Source organism: Neobacillus sp. (genome assembly GCF_031988165.1).
GTDB classification, from domain to species: domain Bacteria; phylum Bacillota; class Bacilli; order Bacillales; family Cytobacillaceae; genus Neobacillus; species Neobacillus rhizosphaerae.
Map to the genome: position 1 here is coordinate 21,799 of NZ_DALZYO010000034.1, position 24,061 is coordinate 45,859.

Genomic DNA, 24,061 nt, shown 5'->3' on the forward strand with positions numbered 1-24,061 from the left:
GTCACTCCTTTCGTTTACCTATGCGGCATTACTTACCAGTTTTACCCTCTTTACGACGAACAAATTCACCTTCGTAACGAATTCCTTTGCCTTTGTATGGCTCAGGAGGACGTACTCCGCGAATATTGGCAGCTAATTCACCAACACGTTCTTTATCAGTACCTTTGATAGTGATTTTTGTATTGGCAGGTACTTCGATTTCAAGGCCAGCTTCAGGTTCAATTTCAACTGGGTGTGAGTAACCTACGTTTAATACAAGCTTGTTACCTTGCTTTTGTGCACGGTAACCAACCCCGATTAATTCTAGGTTTCTTGTAAAGCCAGTGGAAACACCTTCAACCATGTTCGCGATCACCGCACGAGTCGTTCCGTGCAATGCGCGGTGTTCTTTCACGTCAGATGGACGAGTGATTGTTACAACGTTTTCTTCAACAGTAATTAAGATATCAGGATTAAAAGAACGAGTTAGTTCGCCTTTAGGCCCTTTAACAGTAACAGTATTGTTGTTTAAAGTAACCGTAACTCCTGCTGGAATCTCAATTGGTTTTTTTCCTACGCGAGACATTTAGTGCACCTCCATTCATTCAAAAACTCATGTTACCAAACGTAAGCTAATACTTCTCCGCCGATTTGTTTTGCACGAGCTTCTTTATCTGTAATAACACCGTTTGATGTTGATACTAATGCGATACCAAGACCGTTAAGAACGCGTGGTACCTCCGTAGATTTTGCGTAAACTCGAAGGCCAGGCTTGCTTATGCGCTTAAGGCCAGTAATAACGCGTTCGTTATTTGCACCGTATTTTAAGAAGATACGGATGATGCCTTGTTTGTTGTCTTCAATAAATTCAACGTCACGTACGAAACCTTCGCGCTTTAAGATTTCAGCAATTTCTTTTTTCACATTAGAAGCAGGCACTTCTAACTTTTCGTGACGCACCATGTTCGCATTACGAATGCGAGTAAGCATATCAGCAATTGGATCTGTCATGACCATTATTTTTACCTCCTTCCCAAGCTTCTAGTTTTACCAGCTAGCTTTTTTAACACCAGGAATTTGTCCTTTGTATGCTAATTCACGGAAACAAATACGGCAAAGCTTAAATTTACGATATACAGAGTGAGGACGTCCGCAACGTTCGCAGCGTGTGTACTCTTGTACTTTGAATTTAGGCGTGCGCTGTTGTTTCGCAATCATTGACTTTTTAGCCACGTTTTCGCCTCCCTTATTTATCGATTACTTTTGGAATGGCATTCCAAATTGAGTTAAAAGTTCACGAGATTCTTCATCAGTGTTAGCAGTCGTTACGATAACGATATCCATACCACGAACTTTGCTTACTTTATCGTAATCAATTTCAGGGAAGATTAATTGTTCTTTAATACCCAATGTATAGTTACCGCGACCATCGAAAGCTTTCTTAGAAACACCACGGAAGTCACGCACACGAGGTAAAGAAACGGAAACTAATTTATCCAAGAATTCGTACATGCGCTCACCGCGAAGTGTTACCTTTGCACCGATTGGCATACCTTCACGTAGACGGAAGCCAGCGATAGACTTTTTCGCACGAGTTACGATAGGTTTTTGACCTGTAACCGTTGCAAGCTCCTCAACAGCAATGTCAAGTGCTTTTGCATTAGCAACAGCATCACCAACACCCATATTGATAACGATTTTGTCAAGCTTAGGAACTTCCATAACTGATTTATAGTTGAACTTGCTCATTAGAGCAGGTGTTACTTCTTTAACAAATTTTTCTTTTAGGCGGTTCATTCATAGTACCTCCCTTCTTTTTTAAACTATTTATCTAATACTTCACCGGATTTTGCTACGCGTACTTTTTTGTCATCAATCGTTTTGTAACCTACACGAGTTGGGTTACCTGATTTAGGATCGATAGGCATTACGTTCGATACATGAATTGGAGCCTCAAAGCTGATGATACCGCCTTGTGGATTCACTTGAGAAGGCTTTGAATGTTTTTTCACGATGTTTACGCCTTCTACTAGAACACGGCTATCTTTAGGATAAGCTGCCAGGATAACACCTGTTTTGCCTTTATCCTTACCAGAGATGACTCTTACTTTGTCACCTTTTTTCACATGCATCATTAAGCACCTCCTTAAAGGCATTTGAATTTAAATTATAGTACTTCTGGAGCTAAAGATACAATTTTCATAAAGTTGTTATCGCGAAGTTCGCGAGCAACTGGTCCGAAGATACGCGTTCCGCGCGGGCTCTTATCATCTTTGATAATGACACATGCGTTTTCATCAAAACGAATGTAAGAACCATCAGGACGGCGAGCACCGCTTTTTGTACGAACAATAACAGCCTTAACAACGTCACCTTTTTTAACAACGCCACCTGGTGTTGCTTGTTTTACTGTACAAACGATGACATCACCAATACCAGCAGTTTTGCGACCGGAACCACCAAGAACTTTAATCGTAAGTACTTCACGAGCACCAGAGTTGTCAGCAACTTTTAAACGTGATTCTTGTTGAATCATGTGTGTAACCTCCCTTCGGAATGAAGCTTAATCCGAACAATTAAATAATAACTGCTTTTTCTACTACCTCAACTAAACGGAAGCGTTTAGTTGCTGAAAGCGGACGAGTTTCCATGATACGTACAACATCGCCGATTTTTGCTTCGTTTTGCTCATCATGAGCTTTAAACTTTTTAGAGTACTTAACGCGTTTACCATATAGTGGATGCTTTTTGTGTGTTTCAACAAGAACAGTAACGGTTTTATCCATTTTGTCAGAAACAACGCGCCCTGTGTAAACTTTGCGTTGGTTGCGTTCACTCATTTTCGTGAACCTCCTCTCAATAATCACTTGTTAACGCTGATTTCTCTTTCGCGAACAACTGTTTTCATACGGGCAATTGCTTTACGCACTTCACGAATGCGAGCCGTGTTTTCAAGTTGTCCTGTCGCCAATTGAAAGCGAAGGTTGAAAAGCTCTTCTTTTAGAGATTTTACTTTTTGTTCAATTTCAGCAGTGGTAAGTTCACGTAGTTCATTAGCTTTCACTTGATTCACCACCAATTTCTTCTCGTTTTACAAACTTACATTTAACAGGAAGTTTGTGCATTGCAAGTCGAAGTGCTTCACGTGCGATTTCTTCTGAAACACCCGCAATTTCAAACATAATTTTTCCAGGCTTAACAACTGCAACCCAGCCTTCAGGTGCCCCTTTACCGGAACCCATCCGTACTTCTAATGGTTTAGCTGTATAAGGCTTGTGAGGGAAAATTTTAATCCAAACTTTACCGCCACGTTTCATGTAACGTGTCATCGCAATACGGGCAGCTTCGATTTGGCGGTTAGTGATCCAAGAAGCTTCCATTGCTTGTAGGCCGTATTCACCGAAGGTTACTTCAGTACCGCCTTTAGCGTTACCACGCATTTTACCACGGTGTTGACGGCGATATTTTACGCGTTTTGGCAATAACATAATTATTTGCCTCCTTCCGCATTTTTCTTCTTAGTAGGAAGGACTTCGCCTTTATAGATCCATACTTTAACGCCTAGCTTACCATAAGTTGTATCTGCTTCAGCAGTAGCATAGTCTATATCCGCACGAAGTGTATGAAGTGGAACAGTTCCTTCGCTATAGTGTTCAGAACGAGCGATATCTGCTCCACCAAGACGACCAGATACCATTGTTTTAATACCTTTCGCTCCAGCACGCATTGCACGTTGAATAACTTGCTTTTGTGCACGACGGAAAGATACACGGTTTTCTAATTGACGAGCAACATTTTCAGCCACTAGTTTAGCATCAATGTCAGCTCTCTTGATTTCAAGAATGTTGATATGAACACGTTTGCCAGTTAGTTGATTTAATGCTTTACGAAGTGCTTCAACTTCCGTACCGCCTTTACCGATAACCATACCAGGCTTAGCTGTATGGACTGTTACGTTTACACGGTTAGCAGCACGTTCAATTTCTACTTTAGAAACAGAAGCATCTTTTAAACGTTTCGTGATGTACTCACGAATTTTAAGGTCTTCGTGTAAAAGAGTAGCGAAGTCTTTGCCTGCGTACCATTTAGATTCCCAATCACGGATGATTCCGATACGCAAACCGACTGGATTTACTTTTTGACCCACAGCTTATCCCTCCTTCTTTTCTGATAAAACGATTGTAATGTGGCTCGTGCGTTTGTTAATTTGGCTTGCACGGCCCATAGCGCGAGGACGGAAACGTTTTAACGTTGGTCCTTCATCAACGAATGCTTGCTCAACAACTAGATTGTTAACGTCCATTTCATAGTTGTGCTCGGCATTTGCCATAGCTGATTTTAATACTTTATCAACGATTGGAGAAGCAGCCTTAGGAGTGAGATTTAAAATCGCCACCGCTTCACCAACTTGCTTACCTCGGATTAAATCAACGACTAAACGTGCTTTACGAGGAGCAATACGAACTGTTCTTGCAACAGCTTTAGCTTGCATTTGGATGCCCTCCTCTCTTAACGTCTTGTTTTCTTGTCATCATTACCATGGCCTTTGTAAGCACGAGTTGGAGCGAATTCTCCAAGCTTGTGTCCTACCATGTCTTCAGTTACATAAACAGGCACATGTTTACGACCATCATAAACTGCGATTGTGTGGCCGATAAATTGTGGGAAGATCGTTGAACGGCGTGACCAAGTTTTAACAACTTGTTTGCCATCAGTTTCATTTAACTTTTCGATCTTAACCATTAAATGATCATCAACAAATGGTCCTTTTTTTAAGCTGCGACCCATGAAGGAACCTCCCTTCGTGACTGTTCTACGGTTCTTTCTGTGAACCGTAGTAAAGTCCCGTTATTTTTTACGACGACGTACAATAAACTTATCTGATTTGTTGGTTTTCTTACGAGTTTTGTATCCAAGAGTTGGTTTACCCCATGGAGACATTGGTGATTTACGTCCGATAGGTGAACGTCCTTCACCACCACCGTGTGGGTGATCGTTAGGGTTCATTACAGATCCACGTACAGTTGGGCGTTTGCCTAACCAGCGAGAACGACCTGCTTTACCAATATTAATAAGTTCGTGTTGTTCGTTTCCTACTTGACCGATAGAAGCGCGGCATTCAGCGAGAATCATGCGTACTTCACCAGAAGTTAAACGTACTAATACGTATTTACCTTCTTTACCAAGTACTTGTGCAGATGTACCAGCTGAACGAACTAATTGTCCGCCTTTACCAGGTTTTAATTCAATGTTGTGTACTACAGTACCAACTGGAATGTTTACTAATGGAAGTGCGTTACCCACTTTAATATCAGCCTCAGGGCCTGACATTACTTCCATTCCAACTACTAGGTTTTTAGGAGCTAAGATATAACGCTTTTCTCCATCCACATAATTGATTAATGCAATATTTGCAGAACGGTTTGGATCGTACTCGATAGTGGCAACGCGTCCTGGAATGCCATCTTTGTTACGTTTAAAATCAATTAAACGATATTGACGCTTATGGCCGCCACCTTGATGACGAACAGTTAACTTACCTTGGTTATTACGGCCGCCTTTTCTCGTTAGCGGTGCTAATAGAGATTTTTCTGGAGTGCTAGTTGTGATTTCAGCGAAATCAGAAGTAGTCATTCCGCGACGACCATTAGAGGTAGGTTTGTACTTTTTAATCGCCATGTTATTTCCCTCCTCTTCTTGTTAGGTTCTTATGCTTCAAAGAATTCAATTTCTTTGCTGTCAGCAGTTAATTTTACAATTGCTTTACGGCGTTTGTTTGTGTATCCGCCAAATTTACCCATACGCTTGAATTTACCTTTGTAATTCATGATGTTAACTTTCTCAACATCAACGCCAAAGATTTCTTCAATAGCTACTTTAACTTGTGTTTTGTTAGCTTTTACATCAACTTCAAACGTATATTTCTTTTCAGCCATTAAGTCAGTAGAACGCTCAGTAATAACGGGGCGCTTAATGATATCGCGTGCATCCATTATGCAAGCACCTCCTCAACTTTTTCAACCGCTGCTTTAGTCATGATTAATTTATCATGATTTACAACGTCTAATACGTTGATTCCATCAGCTGTTACAACTGTTACTCCAGGAATGTTACGAGCAGATAAAGCTACGTTTTCATCCAGATCAGCAGTAACGATAAGTGCCTTTTTCTCAACAGAGAGGCCACCTAATACTGTTTTGAAATCTTTTGTTTTTGGAGCATTGAAAGCTAAGCTTTCTAATACCAAGATATTTTCTTCTAACACTTTAGATGAAAGTGCAGATTTAATCGCTAAACGGCGAACTTTTTTCGGTAATTTATAGCTGTAGCTGCGTGGTGTTGGACCGAAAACAGTACCACCTCCGCGCCATTGTGGGGAACGAATTGACCCTTGACGTGCACGGCCAGTTCCTTTTTGACGCCATGGCTTACGACCACCGCCGCGTACTTCAGAACGAATTTTAGTTTTATGAGTCCCTTGACGTAAAGAAGCTCTTTGCATAACAATCGCTTCAAATAATACGTGTTGGTTAGGCTCAATACCAAAAACTGCTTCGTTAAGTTCGATATCACCAACTTGTGAGCCGTTTTGGTTTAATAATGCTACTTTAGGCATTCCTTTTTCCTCCTTTCTGATAAATTAACTATGCTTTAACTGCACCTTTAATTTTTAGTAATGCTTTTTTAGCTCCTGGAACGTTACCTTTGATTAAAAGTAAGTTGCGTTCTGTATCAACCTTAACGATTTCAAGGTTTTGGACAGTGATTTGATCTCCACCCATGCGGCCAGGTAATAATTTACCCTTAAATACACGGTTTGGAGCAACAGGTCCCATTGAACCAGGACGACGATGATAACGTGAACCGTGAGCCATTGGGCCGCGAGATTGTCCGTGGCGCTTGATTACACCTTGGAAACCTTTACCCTTTGAGATTCCTGTTACATCTACTAAATCGCCTACAGCGAAAATATCAACTTTGACTTCTTGACCAACTTCATAGCCTGCTAAGTCATCTCCGCGGAATTCGCGAATGAAGCGCTTAGGAGCAGTATTTGCTTTTGCAACATGCCCTTTTTCAGGTTTGTTAGCTAACTTATCACGTTTATCTTCAAAACCCACTTGAACTGCAACATATCCGTCGCTTTCAGCAGATTTCTTTTGAAGTACTACGTTTGGAGCTACCTCAACTACAGTTACAGGGATTAAGTTGCCGTTTTCTGCAAATACTTGAGTCATACCAATCTTTCTTCCTAAGATTCCTTTGGTCATTTAAGTCACACCTCCTGAATAATTTTTCATTTATCTTGATTAAAGTTTGATTTCGATATCAACACCAGATGGTAAATCTAAACGCATTAACGCATCAACTGTTTGTGGAGTTGGGTTAACGATGTCGATTAGACGCTTATGTGTCCGCATTTCGAATTGCTCACGAGAATCTTTGTACTTATGAACCGCACGAAGGATCGTGTAAACAGACTTTTCAGTTGGAAGCGGAATCGGACCTGAAACGGCCGCACCTGAACGTTTTGCTGTTTCAACAATTTTTTCTGCAGATTGATCAAGGATTCTGTGATCATACGCTTTTAAGCGGATACGAATTTTTTGTTTTGCCATTATTTTCCCTCCTTTATTCGCCTATTTTCTAAATAGACATTCTCAGTGAAAATTTCCCACACACTCGCCATGGCAAAGCGGCCGGGTGTGTCAGCAACCTTCCACATCATCGCAGTCAAAGACCAACATTGTCTATTATACATAAAATATAAAGCTAACGCAACATCTTTCTCGTTTTTCTTTGAAGTTTTTATCTTTCACACTTTTTCTATTATAGCGGCTGGAAATACAGTTTTCAATAGCTTTTAATCTTCTCCAATAATATCCTATAAATCTTAAGCTTCCAGAACTAAAACGCAATCTGTTATATATAGAAGAAACTCGGATTTTTAAATGCGGTGTATTTAGAAGAAGTAAAGGTATATTTTTCGCTCAAACTAGATACAGTGGTGCCTTTTGCGGCGCTCCGCCCCTTTTCCACAAAAAAAAGCAGATGAGTCGTCACCCATCTGCTTTTGCTATTTATTAATTATTCTTGGATAGTTGTGATTGAACCTGAACCTACTGTACGTCCGCCTTCACGAATAGAGAACTTAGTTCCTTCTTCGATCGCAACTGGAGCGATTAGTTCAACAGTCATTTCGATGTGGTCCCCAGGCATAACCATTTCAGTACCTTCTGGAAGCATACAAATACCAGTGATATCAGAAGTACGGAAATAGAATTGCGGACGGTAGTTTGAGAAGAATGGAGTGTGACGTCCACCTTCTTCTTTTGATAATACATAAACTTGTGCTTTGAACTTTGTGTGTGGAGTGATTGACTTTGGTTTAGCCAATACTTGACCACGTTCGATATCTTCACGTGCTACACCACGAAGAAGAGCACCGATGTTATCACCAGCTTCAGCGAAATCAAGAAGCTTACGGAACATTTCTACACCTGTTACAGTAGTAGATTTTGGCTCTTCAGTGAAACCTACGATTTCAACTACGTCCCCAACTTTAACTACTCCACGCTCTACACGTCCAGTAGCAACTGTTCCACGACCGGTGATTGAGAATACATCCTCAACTGGCATCATGAAAGGTTTGTCAGTGTCACGAGTTGGTGTTGGAATCCACTCATCAACAGCAGTCATAAGTTCAAAGATTTTTTCTTCCCAAGCAGCTTCGCCTTCTAATGCTTTAAGAGCAGAACCTTTGATAACTGGAGTGTCATCGCCAGGGAAGTCGTACTCTGATAATAGATCACGAATTTCCATTTCTACTAATTCAAGTAATTCTTCGTCGTCTACCATATCACATTTGTTCATGAAAACAACTAGATAAGGTACACCTACTTGACGAGAAAGAAGGATGTGTTCACGAGTTTGTGGCATTGGACCATCAGTTGCAGATACAACTAGGATACCGCCGTCCATTTGCGCAGCACCAGTGATCATGTTTTTAACATAGTCAGCGTGTCCTGGGCAGTCTACGTGTGCGTAGTGACGAGCATCAGTTTCATACTCAACGTGTGCAGTAGAGATTGTGATACCACGTTCTTTTTCTTCTGGTGCACCATCGATTTGATCATATGCACGAGCTTCTGCTTTACCAGATTTCGCAAGAACAGAAGTGATTGCAGCTGTTAAAGTTGTTTTACCATGGTCAACGTGTCCAATTGTACCAATGTTAACGTGTGGTTTAGAACGGTCGAATTTAGCTTTACCCATTAGGAAATCCTCCTCTAAATTATAAAAGTTAAGTATATTTATTTTATGGAAGCTTTGGACAGGTTGTCCTAATTCCTCAGCTTCCATGCTTACAATAGTAGTTATACTTTATACCAAGGTGAAAATCAATTATTCACCTTTATTTTTTTTGATGATTTCTTCAGAAATGGACTTTGGTACTTCTTCATAGTGATCAAAGTGCATAGAGAAAACTCCACGGCCTTGAGTACTTGAACGAAGTGAAGTTGCATAACCAAACATTTCTGAAAGTGGAACCATTGAACGAACTACTTGTGCGTTACCGCGTGCATCCATACCTTCAACACGGCCACGACGAGAAGTAATTTGTCCCATGATATCTCCTAAATATTCTTCAGGAATCGTAACTTCAACTCTCATCATCGGTTCTAAGATAACCGGGCTACACTTGGATGCAGCATTTTTAAGTGCCATCGATGCAGCAATCTTAAACGCCATTTCCGAGGAGTCGACATCATGGTAAGAACCATCAAACAATCTTGCTTTAATATCAACTAGTGGATAACCAGCAAGAACACCACGATCTAATGAATCTTCAAGACCAGCTTGAACGGCAGGGATGTATTCACGAGGAACAACACCACCAACAATACCATTAACAAACTCGAAGCCTTTTCCTTCGTCATTAGGTGAGAATTCAATCCAAACGTGTCCGTATTGTCCACGACCACCTGATTGACGGGCAAATTTACCTTCCACTTGTGCAGAAGAACGGAAAGTTTCACGGTAGGCAACCTGTGGCGCACCTACGTTAGCTTCTACCTTAAACTCACGACGCATACGGTCAACAAGGATATCAAGGTGAAGCTCACCCATACCGGCAATGATAACCTGTCCAGTTTCCTGGTCAGTATGTGCACGGAAGGTCGGATCTTCTTCTTGAAGTTTTTGCAGAGCCGTAGTCATTTTGTCTTGGTCTGCTTTTGATTTTGGTTCAACTGAAAGTTGGATTACTGGCTCAGGGAATTGCATTGATTCAAGAATAACAAGATTCTTGTCATCACAAAGGGTATCACCAGTAGTTGTATCTTTCAAACCTACAGCTGCAGCAATATCACCAGCAAAAACCTTTGAGATTTCTTTACGGCTGTTTGCATGCATTTGTAGGATACGTCCCACACGTTCGCGCTTTCCTTTAGTTGAGTTCTGTACATATGATCCAGACTCTAAAGTACCAGAATAAACGCGGAAGAACGTTAATTTACCAACATAAGGGTCAGTCATAACTTTAAATGCTAGTGCAGCGAATGGCTCTTCATCACTTGAGTGTTTTTCAATAATCTCATCTTCTGAATCCGGCACATGTCCTTTAATTGCAGGTACATCTAATGGAGATGGAAGATAGTCGATGACAGCATCTAACATTAACTGAACACCTTTGTTTTTGAATGCTGATCCACAGATTACTGGGTAGAATTCAACATTAACGGTACCTTTACGAATCGCAGATTTAAGCTCTTCTTTAGTGATTTCTTCCCCACCAAGGTATTTCTCCATTAATTCTTCATCAAGTTCTGCTACCGCTTCAACTAATTTTTCACGGTATTCTTCAGCTTGTGCTTTATACTCTTCAGGAATCTCACGAACCTCAATATCAGTACCTAAGTCATTGCTGTAGAATACAGCATTCATTTCCACAAGATCAATGATGGCTGAGAACTGATCTTCAGCACCGATTGGTAACTGAATTGGATGCGCGTTTGCTTGAAGACGGTCATGGAGTGTTCCTACAGAATATAAGAAGTCAGCTCCGATTTTGTCCATCTTGTTTACGAATACTACACGTGGTACACCGTATGTTGTTGCTTGACGCCAAACTGTTTCAGTTTGCGGTTCAACTCCAGACTGTGCATCAAGTACAGCTACCGCACCATCAAGAACACGTAGGGAACGTTCAACTTCAACTGTGAAGTCTACGTGTCCTGGTGTGTCAATAATGTTTACACGATGGCCATGCCATTCTGCTGTTGTTGCTGCGGAAGTGATGGTAATTCCGCGTTCTTGTTCCTGCTCCATCCAGTCCATCTGAGAAGCGCCTTCATGTGTTTCACCGATTTTATGAATTTTACCAGTGTAGTAAAGGACACGCTCAGTGGTCGTCGTTTTACCGGCATCGATGTGTGCCATGATGCCGATATTACGAGTGTTTTCTAAGGAGAACTCTCTTGCCATTGGGTCTTTCTCCTTCCTAGTATGAAAGTGTTTTTATATTGAAGGTTAGATTACCAACGATAGTGAGCAAACGCTTTGTTTGCTTCTGCCATTTTGTGTGTATCTTCACGTTTCTTAACAGCTGCACCAGTGTTGTTAGCTGCATCCATGATTTCGTTAGCTAAACGCTCTTCCATCGTTTTTTCTCCACGGTTACGTGAATAATTCACTAACCAACGAAGACCAAGAGTTGTACGACGATCAGGACGCACCTCAACTGGAACTTGGTAGTTAGCACCACCTACACGACGAGCTCTAACTTCAAGTACAGGCATAATGTTTTTAAGCGCTGCATCGAAAACTTCCATTGGCTCTTTACCAGAACGTTCGCGAATCGTATCAAACGCTGAATAAAGAATTGCCTGTGATTTACCTCTTTTACCGTCAACCATCATTTTGTTGATTAGACGAGTAACTAATTTTGAATTATATAGCGGATCTGGTAATACGTCTCTTTTTGCTACAGGACCTTTACGTGGCATGTATTTTCCTCCTTTCAAAGAAGCTTCTATTTAATGTGATTATTTTTTTGCTGCTTTCGGTCTCTTCGTACCGTATTTAGAACGACTTTGCATACGGTTGTTTACACCGGCAGTATCAAGCGCTCCACGTACGATATGATAACGTACCCCTGGTAAGTCTTTTACACGTCCTCCACGAATAAGAACAACACTGTGCTCTTGAAGGTTGTGGCCAATACCAGGAATGTATGCAGTCACCTCAATACCGTTTGTCAAACGTACACGAGCATATTTACGTAACGCTGAGTTCGGTTTCTTCGGAGTCATTGTACCAACACGAGTACATACTCCGCGTTTTTGTGGTGAAGATACATTTGTTTGTGATTTCTTAAAGCTGTTGTAACCTTTATTTAGCGCAGGAGATTTTGACTTCTCTGCCACTGATTGACGAGGCTTGCGCACTAATTGGTTTATAGTAGGCATTATTTGTTTCCTCCCTTCATTATTTGTAAGTCCACACATCCAGGTGGTTCATTTTTTTGCAAAAACAAAGTTTTTGCAGACTACTCTATCTACAAAAACAGTTTTTAACGGATAATTGCAACAGTAGCGGCACCAACTTCAATCCCACATGCTTTCCCAAGTTTTTTCATCGAGTCAACATATCGGATCGGAACATCTGATTCAGAAGCCTTGTTAACAAGCTTTGCTGTCACCTTCGGTTCAGCATCGGTTGCAACGATCAACTCTTTCACTTGCCCTTCATTAAGTGCTTTTACTGTTTGTTTTGTTCCTATAACGATTCGTTGTGCCTGCAATACTTTTTCATAAGACATAAATCATATCCTCCAAAGTATCAGGTGAATAGGAGCACCTTTGATATAATATCATTTTCACCAATAGATGTCAACAAATGATTTACTTTTTTATACAAGCGAATCACCTTGATTATTGTTTCTTTAAAATGCGGTACCTGCTTTAAAAGCACGTACCGCACATTTTTTCTAATTAATCAACTACTACTGTTTCTTCAGAAGTTGTATCGCGAAGGACCGGTTCTGCCTTACGGTAGCGCGGCATACCAGTTCCAGCAGGAACAAGTTTTCCGATGATAACATTTTCTTTCAAGCCAAGCAATTCATCAGTTTTACCTTTAATTGCGGCATCAGTAAGAACTCTTGTGGTTTCTTGGAATGATGCGGCTGACAAGAATGAGTCGGTTTCAAGTGATGCTTTAGTGATTCCAAGTAAGACTGGTCGTCCAGTAGCTGGAAGTTTGCCGCTAAGTAGCGCTTTTTCATTCGCATCCCTAAACTGATGGATATCAAGAAGGGTTCCAGGAAGAACATCCGTTTCACCAGCATCGCTTACACGAACCTTGCGCAGCATTTGACGAACCATTACTTCGACGTGCTTATCGCCAATTTCAACCCCTTGCATGCGGTAAACTTTTTGCACTTCACGCAATAGGTACTCTTGAACAGAAGTAACGTCTTTCACTTTGATTAACTCTTTCGGATCAATCGAACCTTCAGTTAATTCTTGACCACGTTCAATCGGGTCATTAATTGCTACTTTCAAACGTGCTGTGTATGGGGCATTATAAGTACGTGATTCAACTTCGCCTTGAACTACGATTTCATGCTGACGATCACGACCTTCATTTATCCCAACGACAACACCGTCAATTTCTGAAATAACCGCTTGACCTTTCGGATTACGAGCCTCAAAAATCTCTTGAATACGAGGTAAACCTTGGGTAATATCGTCTCCGGCAACACCGCCTGTATGGAACGTACGCATCGTTAACTGTGTTCCTGGCTCACCGATGGATTGTGCAGCGATAATACCAACTGCTTCCCCAACCTCAACTTCTTGGCCAGTTGCCAAGTTGCGGCCATAACACTTCTTACATACTCCATGACGGGTATTACATGTAAACGCTGAACGGATTTTTACTTCTTCCACACCTGCACCGACAATGATTTCTGCTAAGTCCTCGGTGATTAAACCATTTTCAGGAACAAGTACTTCCTTAGTTTCAGGATGCTTGATTGCATTTCGGGCGTAACGGCCGATTAGTCGTTCGTCCAATCCTTCGATGATCTCAGTACCGTCTTTTAATGCACTGATTAAGAAACCACGGTCCGTTCCGCAATCATCTTCGCGAACAATAACATCCTGGGCAACGTCGACAAGACGACGGGTTAAATAACCAGAGTCAGCCGTTTTAAGGGCTGTATCAGCAAGACCTTTACGAGCACCGTGAGTGGAGATAAAGTATTCTAATACCGTTAATCCTTCACGGAAACTTGATTTGATTGGCAGCTCAATGATACGTCCAGCTGGGTTGGCCATCAGACCACGCATACCAGCAAGCTGGGTAAAGTTAGATGCGTTACCACGGGCACCGGAATCACTCATCATGAAGATTGGATTCGTTTTATTCAAGGACTTCATCAACTTTCCTTGAATGATATCCTTGGCCGCACTCCAGATGGCGATGACGCGATCGTAACGTTCATCTTCTGTAATCAAACCACGTCTGAATTGCTTCATTACATTATCAACTTTTCCCTGTGCATCATGGAGAATTTGCTGTTTCTCAGCAAGTACAACAATATCTGCAACACCAACGGTAATACCTGCTTTTGTCGAATGCTTAAATCCTAAGTCCTTCATTCGGTCAAGCATTTTTGACGTTTCGGTAATCTTGAAACGTTTGAATACTTCCGAAATGATATTTCCAAGGATTTTCTTTTTAAAGGGTTCAACTATTGGCATATTGCTAATTTTTGCCTTGATGTCTTCACCTTTTTCAACAAAATACTTTTCAGGTGTTTTGACTTCTAAATTGTTCCTAGTTGGTTCATTGATATACGGGAATGACTTCGGCAGAATCTCATTAAAAATAAGTTTTCCAACAGTTGTAATTAATAACTTACTGTTTTGTTCCTCTGTAAAAGTTTCATTTCCCAATGAGCCAGCATGGACTGCAACACGAGTATGGTAATGAGCAAAGCCGTTTTGATAAGCAAGAATCGCTTCGCTTGTATCTTTAAATACCATACCTTCCCCGATTGCGCCTTCTCTTTCCAGTGTTAGGTAATAGTTCCCTAATACCATATCCTGAGAAGGAGTAACAACTGGTTTTCCATCTTTAGGGTTCAAGATATTTTGTGCTGCTAGCATTAATAATCTTGCTTCTGCTTGTGCTTCTGATGAAAGCGGCACGTGCACAGCCATTTGGTCACCATCAAAGTCCGCGTTGTATGCTGTACACACAAGCGGGTGCAGACGGATTGCCCGTCCTTCAACAAGTGTTGGTTCAAAGGCTTGAATCCCTAGTCTATGCAATGTAGGGGCACGGTTTAGTAATACTGGATGTTCTCTGATAACATCTTCAAGTACATCCCATACATCAGGAGATACTCTTTCGATTTTACGTTTTGCTGATTTAATATTATGGGCTAAACCTTTTTCAACAAGTTCCTTCATCACAAATGGCTTGAATAGTTCAAGTGCCATTTCTTTTGGAAGACCACATTGATACATTTTTAAGTTAGGACCTACAACAATAACGGAACGTCCTGAATAGTCAACACGTTTTCCGAGTAGGTTTTGACGGAAACGTCCTTGCTTTCCTTTTAACATATGGGAAAGTGATTTTAATGGACGATTACCAGGGCCTGTGACTGGACGGCCACGGCGGCCGTTATCAATTAAAGCATCCACAGCTTCTTGAAGCATCCGCTTTTCGTTTTGAACGATAATACTCGGTGCACCAAGATCTAATAAACGCTTTAAGCGATTATTTCGGTTAATGACACGACGATAAAGATCATTTAAGTCAGAGGTAGCAAATCTTCCCCCATCCAATTGAACCATTGGACGAAGCTCTGGCGGAATGACTGGAAGGACATCAAGAATCATCCAAGAAGGTTCATTTCCAGAACCACGGAAGGCTTCTAACACTTCAAGGCGTTTAATGGCACGTGTACGCCTTTGACCTTGAGCCGTTTTAAGCTCTTCTTTTAAGATCTCAACTTCTTTGTTTAAATCAATATCAGAAAGAAGCTTTTTGATTGCTTCAGCGCCCATTGCAGCTTGGAATTTGTTTCCGTACTTGTCACGATATGCGCGATATTCTTTTTCAGATAAAAGCTGTTTCTTATCAAGGGCGGTATCACCGGATTCTGTCACTACATATGAAGCAAAGTAGATGACTTCCTCCAAAGCCCGGGGTGACATATCTAAAACAAGTCCCATTCGGCTAGGAATTCCTTTGAAATACCAAATATGTGATACAGGTGCAGCAAGTTCAATATGACCCATTCGTTCACGACGAACCTTTGCACGGGTTACTTCTACTCCACAACGGTCACAAACGACGCCTTTATAGCGGACACGTTTGTATTTTCCACAGTGGCATTCCCAGTCCTTAGTTGGTCCGAATATTCTTTCACAGAATAAACCGTCCTTTTCAGGCTTTAAAGTACGATAGTTAATGGTTTCTGGCTTTTTCACTTCTCCGAAGGACCATGAACGGATTTTATCCGGTGAAGCAAGACCAATTTTCATATACTCAAAATTATTAACGTCTAGCAAGGGGCCTACCTCCCTTTTTATCTCAGGTTCTACCCTTAATGCGTAAAAAACGTAAACGGCGTTAAACGCCGCCAACAATTATTAGAAACTCAACATATTCAAAGTGCTAGTCTAACTTAATAAACGCGGTGTGAGCAAAGCTGAACTTTACTAAATTCATCGTGTAAAATGTACTTTTTCACTCAGATTAGGTAAACAGATTCATTTTTGCGGCGCTCTGCCCCTTTACCACTAAAACCTAAGCGCACATTCGTGCGCTTAAGCATGATTCATTACTCTTTGGAACCTACTTTTTCTGATTCAAAACTTTGTGCCTCAGGAGCGATGTTTAATGTATCTACTTGTTGCAAGTCATCGTCATCTTCCATATCACGCATTTCAATTTCTTCTTCGTCACCGGAAAGAATTTTTACATCCATTCCAAGACTTTGAAGCTCTTTTATTAATACCTTGAATGACTCAGGAACTCCTGGCTCTGGTACATTTTCACCTTTGACAATCGCTTCGTATGTTTTCACACGACCAACAACGTCATCTGATTTAACTGTAAGGATTTCTTGAAGCGTGTATGCTGCACCGTATGCTTCAAGTGCCCAAACTTCCATCTCACCGAAGCGCTGACCACCAAATTGGGCTTTACCACCAAGTGGTTGCTGTGTAACAAGTGAGTAAGGTCCAGTTGAACGGGCATGTAATTTATCATCAACCATGTGCGCCAGTTTAATCATATACATAACACCGACAGAAACACGGTTATCAAATGGTTCCCCTGAGCGACCATCATAGAGGACGGTTTTCGCATCACGAGCCATACCTGCCTCTTCAATAGTTCCCCACACATCGTCCTCAGTGGCACCGTCAAATACCGGTGATGCCACGTGAATGCCGAGAGCTCTGGCAGCCATTCCAAGATGGAGTTCAAGCACCTGTCCGATGTTCATACGAGATGGTACCCCTAAAGGATTTAACATGATATCAACTGGTGTGCCATCTGGTAAATAAGGCATATCTTCTTCTGGTAAAATTCTCGAGATAACCCCTTTATTACCGTGTCGACCCGCCATTTTATCCCCTTGATGGATTTTCCGCTTCTGAACGATATAAACACGGACAAGCTGGTTTACACCTGGAGGAAGTTCATCACCATCTTCACGGTTAAACACTTTAACGTCATGAACAATTCCGCCGCCGCCGTGTGGAACACGAAGTGATGTGTCACGGACTTCGCGGGCTTTTTCACCAAATATCGCATGTAAGAGACGTTCTTCTGCCGTTAATTCAGTTACACCTTTAGGCGTTACTTTACCAACTAGAAGGTCACCGTCTTTCACTTCTGCTCCAGTTCGGATAATTCCACGCTCATCCAAATTACGAAGTGCATCTTCGCCAACATTTGGAATGTCACGAGTGATTTCCTCTGGTCCAAGTTTCGTATCACGAGACTCAGATTCGTATTCTTCAATATGAATAGAAGTGTAGACATCATCTTTTACTAGACGTTCACTCATAATGATGGCATCTTCATAGTTATAGCCATCCCATGTCATAAAGGCAACAAGGACATTTCGTCCAAGTGCTAACTCACCTAGCTCCATCGACGGACCATCAGCAAGAATTTCACCTTTTGTAACACGGTTACCAACAGCAACAATTGGGCGTTGGTTATAGCAAGTTCCTTGGTTGGAACGAATAAATTTTAATAGACGATATTTATCGAGATTACCTTTTACCTCTTGACCGTCCACTTCTTTAATTTGGCGGACCCATACCTCACGGGCTTCAACATGTTCAACAATACCTTCATGCTTACATATAACAGCTGCTCCGGAGTCTTTACCAGATACATATTCCATACCTGTACCAACTCGTGGTGCTTCCGGTTGCATAAGTGGTACAGCTTGACGCTGCATGTTTGCCCCCATCAATGCACGGTTCGAGTCATCATTTTCAAGGAATGGGATACAGGCTGTTGCAGCTGAAACTACCTGTTTCGGTGATACATCCATATAATCAACACGTTCACGTTTTACAGTTGTGTTTTCACCACGGAAACGAGCCACTACTTCTTCATCTAGGAATGAACCATCATCACCAAGACGAGAATTCGCTTGTGCCACCACATAATTATCTTCTTCATCCGCTGTTAAGTAATCGATACGGCTTGTTACCTTTCCAGTATCCGGATTAACACGTCGGTACGGTGTTTCAATAAAACCGAAACGATTTACCTTCGCGTAAGATGATAAGGAGTTGATAAGACCAATGTTCGGACCCTCAGGTGTTTCAATCGGGCACATACGGCCATAGTGGGAGTAATGGACGTCACGAACTTCCATCCCTGCTCGCTCACGTGTTAATCCACCTGGTCCTAATGCAGACAGACGACGTTTGTGTGTTAATTCTGCAAGCGGGTTGGTTTGATCCATGAATTGCGATAACTGTGAGCTTCCAAAAAACTCTTTGATTGACGCAATGACTGGTCGAATATTAATCAACTGCTGTGGTGTAATCGTTGCCGTATCTTGAATCGACATTCTTTCACGAACAACACGTTCCATCCGAGATAATCCGATGCGGAACTGATTTTGTAAAAGTTCACCAACAGAACGAAGACGTCTGTTTCCTAAATGGTCGATGTCATCTGTATCGCCTACTCCATGTAATAAATTGAAGAAGTAGCTAATTGATGCAATGATATCAGCCGGGGTGATATTTTTAATTGGTTCCGCCACATAAGCGTTACCCAATACATTAATTACTTTTTCATTTTCATCACCAGGAGCATAAATCTTAATACCCTGAAGAATAATTTCATCTGCCACTACGCCACCAAAAGGATTAAAGCCTTTGAAATTAATATTCTTTTCAAGAGCTGGTATAATTCTGTCAAGATTTCTTCTATCGAGAACAGTTCCTTTTTCAGCAATAATTTCACCTGTTTCAGGATCAGCAAGCGACTCTGCTAAACGTTGATTGAATAAGCGGTTTTTAATATGAAGCTTTTTATTAATTTTATAACGGCCTACATTAGCAAGATCATATCGCTTAGGATCAAAGAAACGAGAAACTAATAAACTTTTTGCATTATCAACGGTTGGCGGTTCACCTGGGCGAAGACGCTCATATATTTCTAGAAGCGCTTTGTCAACACCTTCCGTGTTGTCCTTCTCAAGAGTATTACGAATATACTCGTTATCCCCAATCAATTCAATGATTTCTTGATCAGAGCCGAAGCCAAGTGCACGCAAAAGAACCGTAACGGGCAGTTTCCGAGTACGATCTATTCTCACATATACGACATCTTTGGCGTCTGTTTCATATTCCAGCCAAGCGCCGCGGTTCGGAATTACTGTAGCCGTAAAACCTTTTTTACCATTTTTATCAAGTTTTCCACTAAAGTAGACGCTCGGTGAACGCACTAATTGTGAAACAATAACACGTTCTGCCCCGTTAATAACAAACGTACCAGTTTCCGTCATAAGTGGAAAATCACCCATGAACACATCCTGATCTTTTACTTCACCTGTTTCTTTGTTTACAAGACGTACTTTTACACGTAATGGAGCAGAATATGTAACGTCCCGTTCTTTTGATTCTTCAACAGAATACTTTGGATCGCCAAGGCTGTAATCAATAAATTCTAGTGATAGGTTACCAGTAAAGTCTTCAATCGGCGAAATGTCCTGGAACATTTCACGTAATCCCTCATCAAGAAACCATTGATAGGAAGAGGTTTGGATTTCGATTAGATTTGGTAATTCTAAAACTTCACTGATTCGCGCGTAACTTCTTCGTTGGCGGTGTCGTCCATACTGAACTAGTTGACCTGTCAACTGATTCACCCCTCAAATCAAGCGTTATTTAATAAAATCTATTTTACGTCTATCAGAAGGAACAGAAGCCCCTTCTATTAGACAAAAAGAAAAAGGGTTTTTTAACCAAAAAACCACATTTTCACATTTTGGCTATTATTTTGTCATCATTTCCTTCTTATCCCGATTTTATACTAATAATTAAGTATTTTAAGGAATAATTCGGAAATTATTATGATGGCATTTTATAATGCTATCACAACACTCTTTTCAAGTCAACTATTTAATTGCCTTAATGATAAAATAGCCTTTAGATTTGTCAATAGTCTCTACTTCGGAAAATAGCATATTTAATTTTTCAAGTGCTGATGGTGCTCCTTGTTTCTTTTGAATCACTACCCAAAGTTCACCATGCGGGACAAGATGTTCAAAACTTTGTTCAAATATCTCATGAACAGTCTTTTTCCCTGCTCTAATCGGAGGATTTGTTAATATAGCAGCAAAGTTACTTTCCTTTACATTTAACAATCGGTCACTCTCATAAATAACAATATTTTCAATCCGATTAAATTGGGCATTTTCTTTTGCCAACTCGATTGCCCGGTCATTTACATCTACCATGTGAACCGTTCGTTCGCGATTGTCTTTCGCAATCGATAAACCAATCGGACCATAGCCACAACCAACATCAAGAACAAACCCTTGCACCTCTGGCATGATAAAAGACTCAATCAGTAATCGCGAGCCAAAGTCTACTTCTCTTTTTGAAAAAACTCCATTATCGGTTTTAAAACGAAATAGATGATTCTTTAGGGTGTAATCCCAATATTTCGGATCACTTTCAACCTTTTGGGTTCGAGAATAATAGTGTTCGGACATTAGACTCACCTCCCGGGGAGTATTAAAAATAGAGGTAATTGAGGATAGATTTCTTTAAGCTAAAAGAAAACTTGCCGACTGGCGAGCCCCTAAGGACGAAGACAGAGGCGTAGTTGCTCTTATGCGAAGTAAGAAAGTATAAACTTTCGCACCAAAAGTTTATACTTTCTTACTAGCCAAAAAAAGCTCGCTTATACAGCGAGCTTTTCTATTAGGTTATTACTTAACTTCAACGTTTGCTCCAACTTCATCAAGCTTAGCTTTGATTGCTTCAGCATCTTCTTTAGATACGCCTTCTTTAATAGCTTTTGGAGTATTGTCAACAAGATCTTTTGCTTCTTTAAGTCCAAGGCCAGTGATTTCACGAACAACCTTGATAACTTTGATTTTTTGATCTCCAGCGCCAGCAAGGATTACATCAAATTCAGTTTGCTCTTCAACAGCAGCAGCACCAGCTCCGCCAACCATTGCTACAGGAGCAGCAGCAGTTACGCCGAATTCTTCTTCGATTGCTTTTACAAGATCGTTAAGTTCTAAAACAGTCATATTTTTAACTGCTTCAATGATTTGTTCTTTAGTCATGATTAATTTTCCTCCTTAGTTTTCGTTACGTTTATTTGTTTAACGCTTCAGCTCTTCTATTAACTTACGCGCCTTGTTCTTCTTTTTGATCTGCCACAGCTTTTGTAGCAAGAGCAAGATTGCGAATTGGAGCTTGTAGTACGCTGAGTAGCATAGAAAGCAAGCCTTCGCGTGATGGTAGGTCAGCAAGAGCTTTAATCTCTTCAGCCGTTGCGACATTTCCTTCGATTACACCTGCTTTAAGTTCAAGCGCTTCGTGTTTTTTCGCAAAGTCATTCAAGATTTTAGCTGGTGCTACAACATCTTCAGTACTGAACGCGATTGCGTTCGGACCTGTTAATGCCTCATTTAAGCCAGAAAGCTCAGCTATATCAGCCGCACGGCGAGTCATCGTGTTTTTGTAAACCTTGAACTCAACGCCAGCTTCACGAAGTTGTTTACGTAGTTCAGTTACTTCACCAACTGAAAGACCACGATAATCAACAACAACAGTTGATACGCTCTTCTTTAATTTATCAGTGATTTCGTCAACGATGTGTTTTTTTGCTTCGATTGCACTGCTCATCTTTACACCTCCTGTAGATTGTCTACATTTATACCAGGTAAAGCAAACTTGCCGTTAGGCGAAGTCAGAGGCTTAGTTGTACTTATGCGTTCAGAATTTATGGGAATAAATTCCGATTAGCCAAGTAAAAGCCTCCATATCAAATTTCAGACATGGAGGCAGCATACAACAGCTGAACGGTTCAGCTGAATCTATTCTCTAACCTCGGCAGGAAAAATTAAGCCAATTGGCACCTGCTGTCTACAGTACAAATGTTTATTATTTTAAACAACAAAATTCATTATATAAAATGTAGTTTTGTTTGTCAATTGGTAAAAATTATTTAGCTGCAGCAGATGAAGGATCTACCTTCACTCCAGGGCCCATAGTTGAAGCAACAGTAACGTTCTTCATGTAAGTACCCTTTGCTGCTGAAGGCTTAGCTTTAAGCATTGTTTCAAACACAGTGTTAAAGTTTTCAACAAGCTTTTCGTTTTCGAAAGATGCTTTACCGATTGGTACGTGGATATTTCCAGCTTTATCAACACGGTATTCAACTTTACCTGCTTTAATCTCATTAATTGCTCTTGTTACATCAAATGTAACAGTGCCTGTTTTAGGGTTTGGCATTAAGCCTTTAGGTCCTAACACACGGCCAAGTTTACCAACTTCACCCATCATATCAGGAGTTGCAACGATAACATCAAAATCAAACCAACCTTGTTGGATTTTGTTGATGTACTCAGAATCTCCTACATAATCAGCACCAGCTGCTTCTGCTTCTTTCAACTTTTCACCCTTCGCAAATACTAAAACGCGTTGAGTTTTACCAGTACCGTTTGGAAGTACTACAGCACCACGGATTTGTTGGTCCGCTTTTTTAGGGTCAACGCCTAAGCGGAATGCAACCTCTAGAGTTGCGTCAAACTTTGTGAAATTGGTTTTCTTTGCAAGATCAATTGCTTCTGCAATTGGGTATGCCTTTAGGCGATCTACAAGCTTTGCAGCTTCTAAATACTTTTTACCTTTTTTAGCCATTTTATTTTCCTCCTAGATTGTGGTTTTAGCGGAATGAATAACCTCCCACGAATAAAGGTTGCGAGTGAATTTTTCAACATCGCAACCCCCTTCATTACACAAAACAGTTAGCACAGATTAATCTTCGATAACGATACCCATGCTGCGTGCAGTACCTTCGACCATGCGCATTGCTGCTTCAACGCTTGCTGCGTTAAGGTCAGGCATTTTTTGTTCCGCAATCTCGCGTACTGTATCACGCTTTACTGTTGCTACTTTATTACGGTTTGGTTCACCAGAACCAGACTGAATTCCAGCTGCTACTTTCAAAAGAACGGCAGCGGGAGGAGTTTTCGTAATAAATGTAAATGAACGGTCTTCAAATACCGTGATTTCAACAGGAATGATCAATCCAGCTTGATCTGCTGTACGAGCGTTAAATTCTTTACAGAATCCCATGATGTTTACACCGGCTTGACCTAGTGCAGGACCAACTGGTGGTGCAGGATTTGCTTTACCAGCAGGAATTTGTAATTTAACGACTTTAATTACTTTTTTAGCCACGAGACACACCTCCTTAAAGTCCGTGATGTGGTAATAGGGTACCTTTGGAACCCTCCCACTCAACAATAGTCTTTATATAATAATCATAA

29 protein-coding genes and 1 other annotated feature are annotated in these 24,061 nt (G+C 41.0%); all 29 genes read right to left on the reverse strand.

Features of this window, described 5'->3' with window-relative positions:
* Positions 1 to 28: 28 nt before the first annotated feature.
* Positions 29 to 565: a 50S ribosomal protein L6 gene (rplF, locus tag RTR43_RS18710; RefSeq protein ID WP_312473817.1), complete on the reverse strand. Its 537-nt coding sequence runs from the start codon at positions 563 to 565 to the stop codon at positions 29 to 31.
* A 32-nt stretch (positions 566 to 597) separates the two neighbouring features.
* On the reverse strand, positions 598 to 996 hold the full coding sequence (rpsH, locus tag RTR43_RS18715) for a 30S ribosomal protein S8 (RefSeq protein WP_248736884.1): 399 nt from the start codon (positions 994 to 996) through the stop codon (positions 598 to 600).
* Between the two features lie 30 nt (positions 997 to 1,026).
* Positions 1,027 to 1,212: a 30S ribosomal protein S14 gene (rpsN, locus tag RTR43_RS18720; RefSeq protein WP_007085277.1), complete on the reverse strand. Its 186-nt coding sequence runs from the start codon at positions 1,210 to 1,212 to the stop codon at positions 1,027 to 1,029.
* A 24-nt stretch (positions 1,213 to 1,236) separates the two neighbouring features.
* Entirely contained in the window at positions 1,237 to 1,776 is a 540-nt protein-coding gene (rplE, locus tag RTR43_RS18725; RefSeq protein WP_248736885.1) for a 50S ribosomal protein L5, read from the reverse strand.
* A 26-nt stretch (positions 1,777 to 1,802) separates the two neighbouring features.
* Entirely contained in the window at positions 1,803 to 2,111 is a 309-nt protein-coding gene (gene rplX, locus RTR43_RS18730) for a 50S ribosomal protein L24 (protein ID WP_248736923.1), read from the reverse strand.
* Between the two features lie 35 nt (positions 2,112 to 2,146).
* Positions 2,147 to 2,515, reverse strand: coding sequence for a 50S ribosomal protein L14 (rplN, locus tag RTR43_RS18735; protein ID WP_034676100.1), 369 nt, complete (start codon positions 2,513 to 2,515; stop codon positions 2,147 to 2,149).
* A gap of 40 nt (positions 2,516 to 2,555) precedes the next feature.
* Entirely contained in the window at positions 2,556 to 2,819 is a 264-nt protein-coding gene (gene rpsQ, locus RTR43_RS18740) for a 30S ribosomal protein S17 (RefSeq protein WP_007085281.1), read from the reverse strand.
* A 23-nt stretch (positions 2,820 to 2,842) separates the two neighbouring features.
* A complete protein-coding gene (gene rpmC / locus RTR43_RS18745; protein WP_248736924.1) occupies positions 2,843 to 3,043 on the reverse strand; it encodes a 50S ribosomal protein L29 in 201 nt (66 codons plus the stop codon).
* The gene (rplP, locus tag RTR43_RS18750) at positions 3,033 to 3,467 is read right to left on the reverse strand and encodes a 50S ribosomal protein L16 (RefSeq protein ID WP_312473832.1); all 435 of its coding nucleotides are present in this window, start codon (positions 3,465 to 3,467) and stop codon (positions 3,033 to 3,035) included. The genes rpmC and rplP overlap by 11 nt, the downstream gene beginning before the upstream one ends.
* Positions 3,468 to 3,469: 2 nt before the next feature.
* Positions 3,470 to 4,126, reverse strand: a complete 657-nt coding sequence (gene rpsC / locus RTR43_RS18755) for a 30S ribosomal protein S3 (protein WP_248736887.1) — start codon at positions 4,124 to 4,126, stop codon at positions 3,470 to 3,472.
* Between the two features lie 3 nt (positions 4,127 to 4,129).
* The gene (rplV, locus tag RTR43_RS18760; protein ID WP_312473836.1) at positions 4,130 to 4,471 is read right to left on the reverse strand and encodes a 50S ribosomal protein L22; all 342 of its coding nucleotides are present in this window, start codon (positions 4,469 to 4,471) and stop codon (positions 4,130 to 4,132) included.
* Between the two features lie 17 nt (positions 4,472 to 4,488).
* Positions 4,489 to 4,767 carry a 30S ribosomal protein S19 gene (rpsS, locus tag RTR43_RS18765; protein ID WP_312473838.1) on the reverse strand — a complete coding sequence of 93 codons (279 nt, stop codon included), beginning with the start codon at positions 4,765 to 4,767 and terminating at the stop codon, positions 4,489 to 4,491.
* Between the two features lie 60 nt (positions 4,768 to 4,827).
* Positions 4,828 to 5,658 (reverse strand): 50S ribosomal protein L2, encoded by an 831-nt coding sequence (gene rplB / locus RTR43_RS18770; protein WP_248736888.1) that lies wholly within the window; start codon positions 5,656 to 5,658, stop codon positions 4,828 to 4,830.
* Between the two features lie 29 nt (positions 5,659 to 5,687).
* The gene (rplW, locus tag RTR43_RS18775; protein WP_312473842.1) at positions 5,688 to 5,972 is read right to left on the reverse strand and encodes a 50S ribosomal protein L23; all 285 of its coding nucleotides are present in this window, start codon (positions 5,970 to 5,972) and stop codon (positions 5,688 to 5,690) included.
* Positions 5,972 to 6,595 (reverse strand): 50S ribosomal protein L4, encoded by a 624-nt coding sequence (rplD, locus tag RTR43_RS18780; protein ID WP_312473844.1) that lies wholly within the window; start codon positions 6,593 to 6,595, stop codon positions 5,972 to 5,974. Before rplD ends, rplW begins: the two co-directional genes overlap by 1 nt.
* 28 nt (positions 6,596 to 6,623) lie before the next feature.
* Positions 6,624 to 7,250, reverse strand: a complete 627-nt coding sequence (rplC, locus tag RTR43_RS18785; protein WP_312473847.1) for a 50S ribosomal protein L3 — start codon at positions 7,248 to 7,250, stop codon at positions 6,624 to 6,626.
* A 39-nt stretch (positions 7,251 to 7,289) separates the two neighbouring features.
* A complete protein-coding gene (gene rpsJ / locus RTR43_RS18790) occupies positions 7,290 to 7,598 on the reverse strand; it encodes a 30S ribosomal protein S10 (protein WP_007085291.1) in 309 nt (102 codons plus the stop codon).
* Positions 7,599 to 8,067: 469 nt separating this feature from the next.
* Positions 8,068 to 9,255 (reverse strand): elongation factor Tu, encoded by a 1,188-nt coding sequence (gene tuf, locus RTR43_RS18795; RefSeq protein ID WP_312473850.1) that lies wholly within the window; start codon positions 9,253 to 9,255, stop codon positions 8,068 to 8,070.
* A gap of 129 nt (positions 9,256 to 9,384) precedes the next feature.
* A complete protein-coding gene (gene fusA / locus RTR43_RS18800; RefSeq protein ID WP_312473851.1) occupies positions 9,385 to 11,466 on the reverse strand; it encodes an elongation factor G in 2,082 nt (693 codons plus the stop codon).
* A 50-nt stretch (positions 11,467 to 11,516) separates the two neighbouring features.
* Positions 11,517 to 11,987: a 30S ribosomal protein S7 gene (gene rpsG, locus RTR43_RS18805; protein WP_248736894.1), complete on the reverse strand. Its 471-nt coding sequence runs from the start codon at positions 11,985 to 11,987 to the stop codon at positions 11,517 to 11,519.
* A gap of 39 nt (positions 11,988 to 12,026) precedes the next feature.
* Complete coding sequence (rpsL, locus tag RTR43_RS18810; protein ID WP_248736895.1) at positions 12,027 to 12,449, reverse strand: 30S ribosomal protein S12; 423 nt, start codon at positions 12,447 to 12,449, stop codon at positions 12,027 to 12,029.
* A gap of 104 nt (positions 12,450 to 12,553) precedes the next feature.
* The gene (locus RTR43_RS18815; protein WP_312473854.1) at positions 12,554 to 12,802 is read right to left on the reverse strand and encodes a 50S ribosomal protein L7ae-like protein; all 249 of its coding nucleotides are present in this window, start codon (positions 12,800 to 12,802) and stop codon (positions 12,554 to 12,556) included.
* A 172-nt stretch (positions 12,803 to 12,974) separates the two neighbouring features.
* Positions 12,975 to 16,574, reverse strand: a complete 3,600-nt coding sequence (rpoC, locus tag RTR43_RS18820) for a DNA-directed RNA polymerase subunit beta' (RefSeq protein ID WP_312473856.1) — start codon at positions 16,572 to 16,574, stop codon at positions 12,975 to 12,977.
* A 272-nt stretch (positions 16,575 to 16,846) separates the two neighbouring features.
* Complete coding sequence (gene rpoB / locus RTR43_RS18825) at positions 16,847 to 20,407, reverse strand: DNA-directed RNA polymerase subunit beta (RefSeq protein ID WP_312473858.1); 3,561 nt, start codon at positions 20,405 to 20,407, stop codon at positions 16,847 to 16,849.
* A gap of 258 nt (positions 20,408 to 20,665) precedes the next feature.
* A complete protein-coding gene (locus RTR43_RS18830; protein WP_312473860.1) occupies positions 20,666 to 21,265 on the reverse strand; it encodes a class I SAM-dependent methyltransferase in 600 nt (199 codons plus the stop codon).
* A 219-nt stretch (positions 21,266 to 21,484) separates the two neighbouring features.
* Complete coding sequence (gene rplL, locus RTR43_RS18835; protein WP_248736900.1) at positions 21,485 to 21,847, reverse strand: 50S ribosomal protein L7/L12; 363 nt, start codon at positions 21,845 to 21,847, stop codon at positions 21,485 to 21,487.
* 64 nt (positions 21,848 to 21,911) lie between these two features.
* Positions 21,912 to 22,412, reverse strand: a complete 501-nt coding sequence (gene rplJ, locus RTR43_RS18840) for a 50S ribosomal protein L10 (RefSeq protein WP_312473863.1) — start codon at positions 22,410 to 22,412, stop codon at positions 21,912 to 21,914.
* Between the two features lie 116 nt (positions 22,413 to 22,528).
* Positions 22,529 to 22,676: a sequence feature (ribosomal protein L10 leader region), on the reverse strand.
* A 54-nt stretch (positions 22,677 to 22,730) separates the two neighbouring features.
* Entirely contained in the window at positions 22,731 to 23,429 is a 699-nt protein-coding gene (rplA, locus tag RTR43_RS18845) for a 50S ribosomal protein L1 (RefSeq protein ID WP_312473865.1), read from the reverse strand.
* A gap of 117 nt (positions 23,430 to 23,546) precedes the next feature.
* Positions 23,547 to 23,972, reverse strand: coding sequence for a 50S ribosomal protein L11 (gene rplK, locus RTR43_RS18850; RefSeq protein WP_007085303.1), 426 nt, complete (start codon positions 23,970 to 23,972; stop codon positions 23,547 to 23,549).
* Between the last annotated feature and the right edge of the window lie 89 nt (positions 23,973 to 24,061).

What these genes read in the sequence shown, in the direction of transcription:
- rplF (WP_312473817.1), bottom strand. Translation starts at nt 565, where the DNA reads ATGTCTCGCGTAGGAAAAAAACCAATTGAGATTCCAGCAGGAGTTACG.
- rpsH (WP_248736884.1), bottom strand. Translation starts at nt 996, where the DNA reads ATGGTCATGACAGATCCAATTGCTGATATGCTTACTCGCATTCGTAAT.
- rplE (WP_248736885.1), bottom strand. Translation starts at nt 1,776, where the DNA reads ATGAACCGCCTAAAAGAAAAATTTGTTAAAGAAGTAACACCTGCTCTA.
- rplX (WP_248736923.1), bottom strand. Translation starts at nt 2,111, where the DNA reads ATGCATGTGAAAAAAGGTGACAAAGTAAGAGTCATCTCTGGTAAGGAT.
- rplN (WP_034676100.1), bottom strand. Translation starts at nt 2,515, where the DNA reads ATGATTCAACAAGAATCACGTTTAAAAGTTGCTGACAACTCTGGTGCT.
- rpsQ (WP_007085281.1), bottom strand. Translation starts at nt 2,819, where the DNA reads ATGAGTGAACGCAACCAACGCAAAGTTTACACAGGGCGCGTTGTTTCT.
- rplP (WP_312473832.1), bottom strand. Translation starts at nt 3,467, where the DNA reads ATGTTATTGCCAAAACGCGTAAAATATCGCCGTCAACACCGTGGTAAA.
- rplV (WP_312473836.1), bottom strand. Translation starts at nt 4,471, where the DNA reads ATGCAAGCTAAAGCTGTTGCAAGAACAGTTCGTATTGCTCCTCGTAAA.
- rpsS (WP_312473838.1), bottom strand. Translation starts at nt 4,767, where the DNA reads ATGGGTCGCAGCTTAAAAAAAGGACCATTTGTTGATGATCATTTAATG.
- rplB (WP_248736888.1), bottom strand. Translation starts at nt 5,658, where the DNA reads ATGGCGATTAAAAAGTACAAACCTACCTCTAATGGTCGTCGCGGAATG.
- rplW (WP_312473842.1), bottom strand. Translation starts at nt 5,972, where the DNA reads ATGGATGCACGCGATATCATTAAGCGCCCCGTTATTACTGAGCGTTCT.
- rplD (WP_312473844.1), bottom strand. Translation starts at nt 6,595, where the DNA reads ATGCCTAAAGTAGCATTATTAAACCAAAACGGCTCACAAGTTGGTGAT.
- rplC (WP_312473847.1), bottom strand. Translation starts at nt 7,250, where the DNA reads ATGACCAAAGGAATCTTAGGAAGAAAGATTGGTATGACTCAAGTATTT.
- rpsJ (WP_007085291.1), bottom strand. Translation starts at nt 7,598, where the DNA reads ATGGCAAAACAAAAAATTCGTATCCGCTTAAAAGCGTATGATCACAGA.
- tuf (WP_312473850.1), bottom strand. Translation starts at nt 9,255, where the DNA reads ATGGGTAAAGCTAAATTCGACCGTTCTAAACCACACGTTAACATTGGT.
- fusA (WP_312473851.1), bottom strand. Translation starts at nt 11,466, where the DNA reads ATGGCAAGAGAGTTCTCCTTAGAAAACACTCGTAATATCGGCATCATG.
- rpsG (WP_248736894.1), bottom strand. Translation starts at nt 11,987, where the DNA reads ATGCCACGTAAAGGTCCTGTAGCAAAAAGAGACGTATTACCAGATCCG.
- rpsL (WP_248736895.1), bottom strand. Translation starts at nt 12,449, where the DNA reads ATGCCTACTATAAACCAATTAGTGCGCAAGCCTCGTCAATCAGTGGCA.
- RTR43_RS18815 (WP_312473854.1), bottom strand. Translation starts at nt 12,802, where the DNA reads ATGTCTTATGAAAAAGTATTGCAGGCACAACGAATCGTTATAGGAACA.
- RTR43_RS18830 (WP_312473860.1), bottom strand. Translation starts at nt 21,265, where the DNA reads ATGTCCGAACACTATTATTCTCGAACCCAAAAGGTTGAAAGTGATCCG.
- rplL (WP_248736900.1), bottom strand. Translation starts at nt 21,847, where the DNA reads ATGACTAAAGAACAAATCATTGAAGCAGTTAAAAATATGACTGTTTTA.
- rplJ (WP_312473863.1), bottom strand. Translation starts at nt 22,412, where the DNA reads ATGAGCAGTGCAATCGAAGCAAAAAAACACATCGTTGACGAAATCACT.
- rplA (WP_312473865.1), bottom strand. Translation starts at nt 23,429, where the DNA reads ATGGCTAAAAAAGGTAAAAAGTATTTAGAAGCTGCAAAGCTTGTAGAT.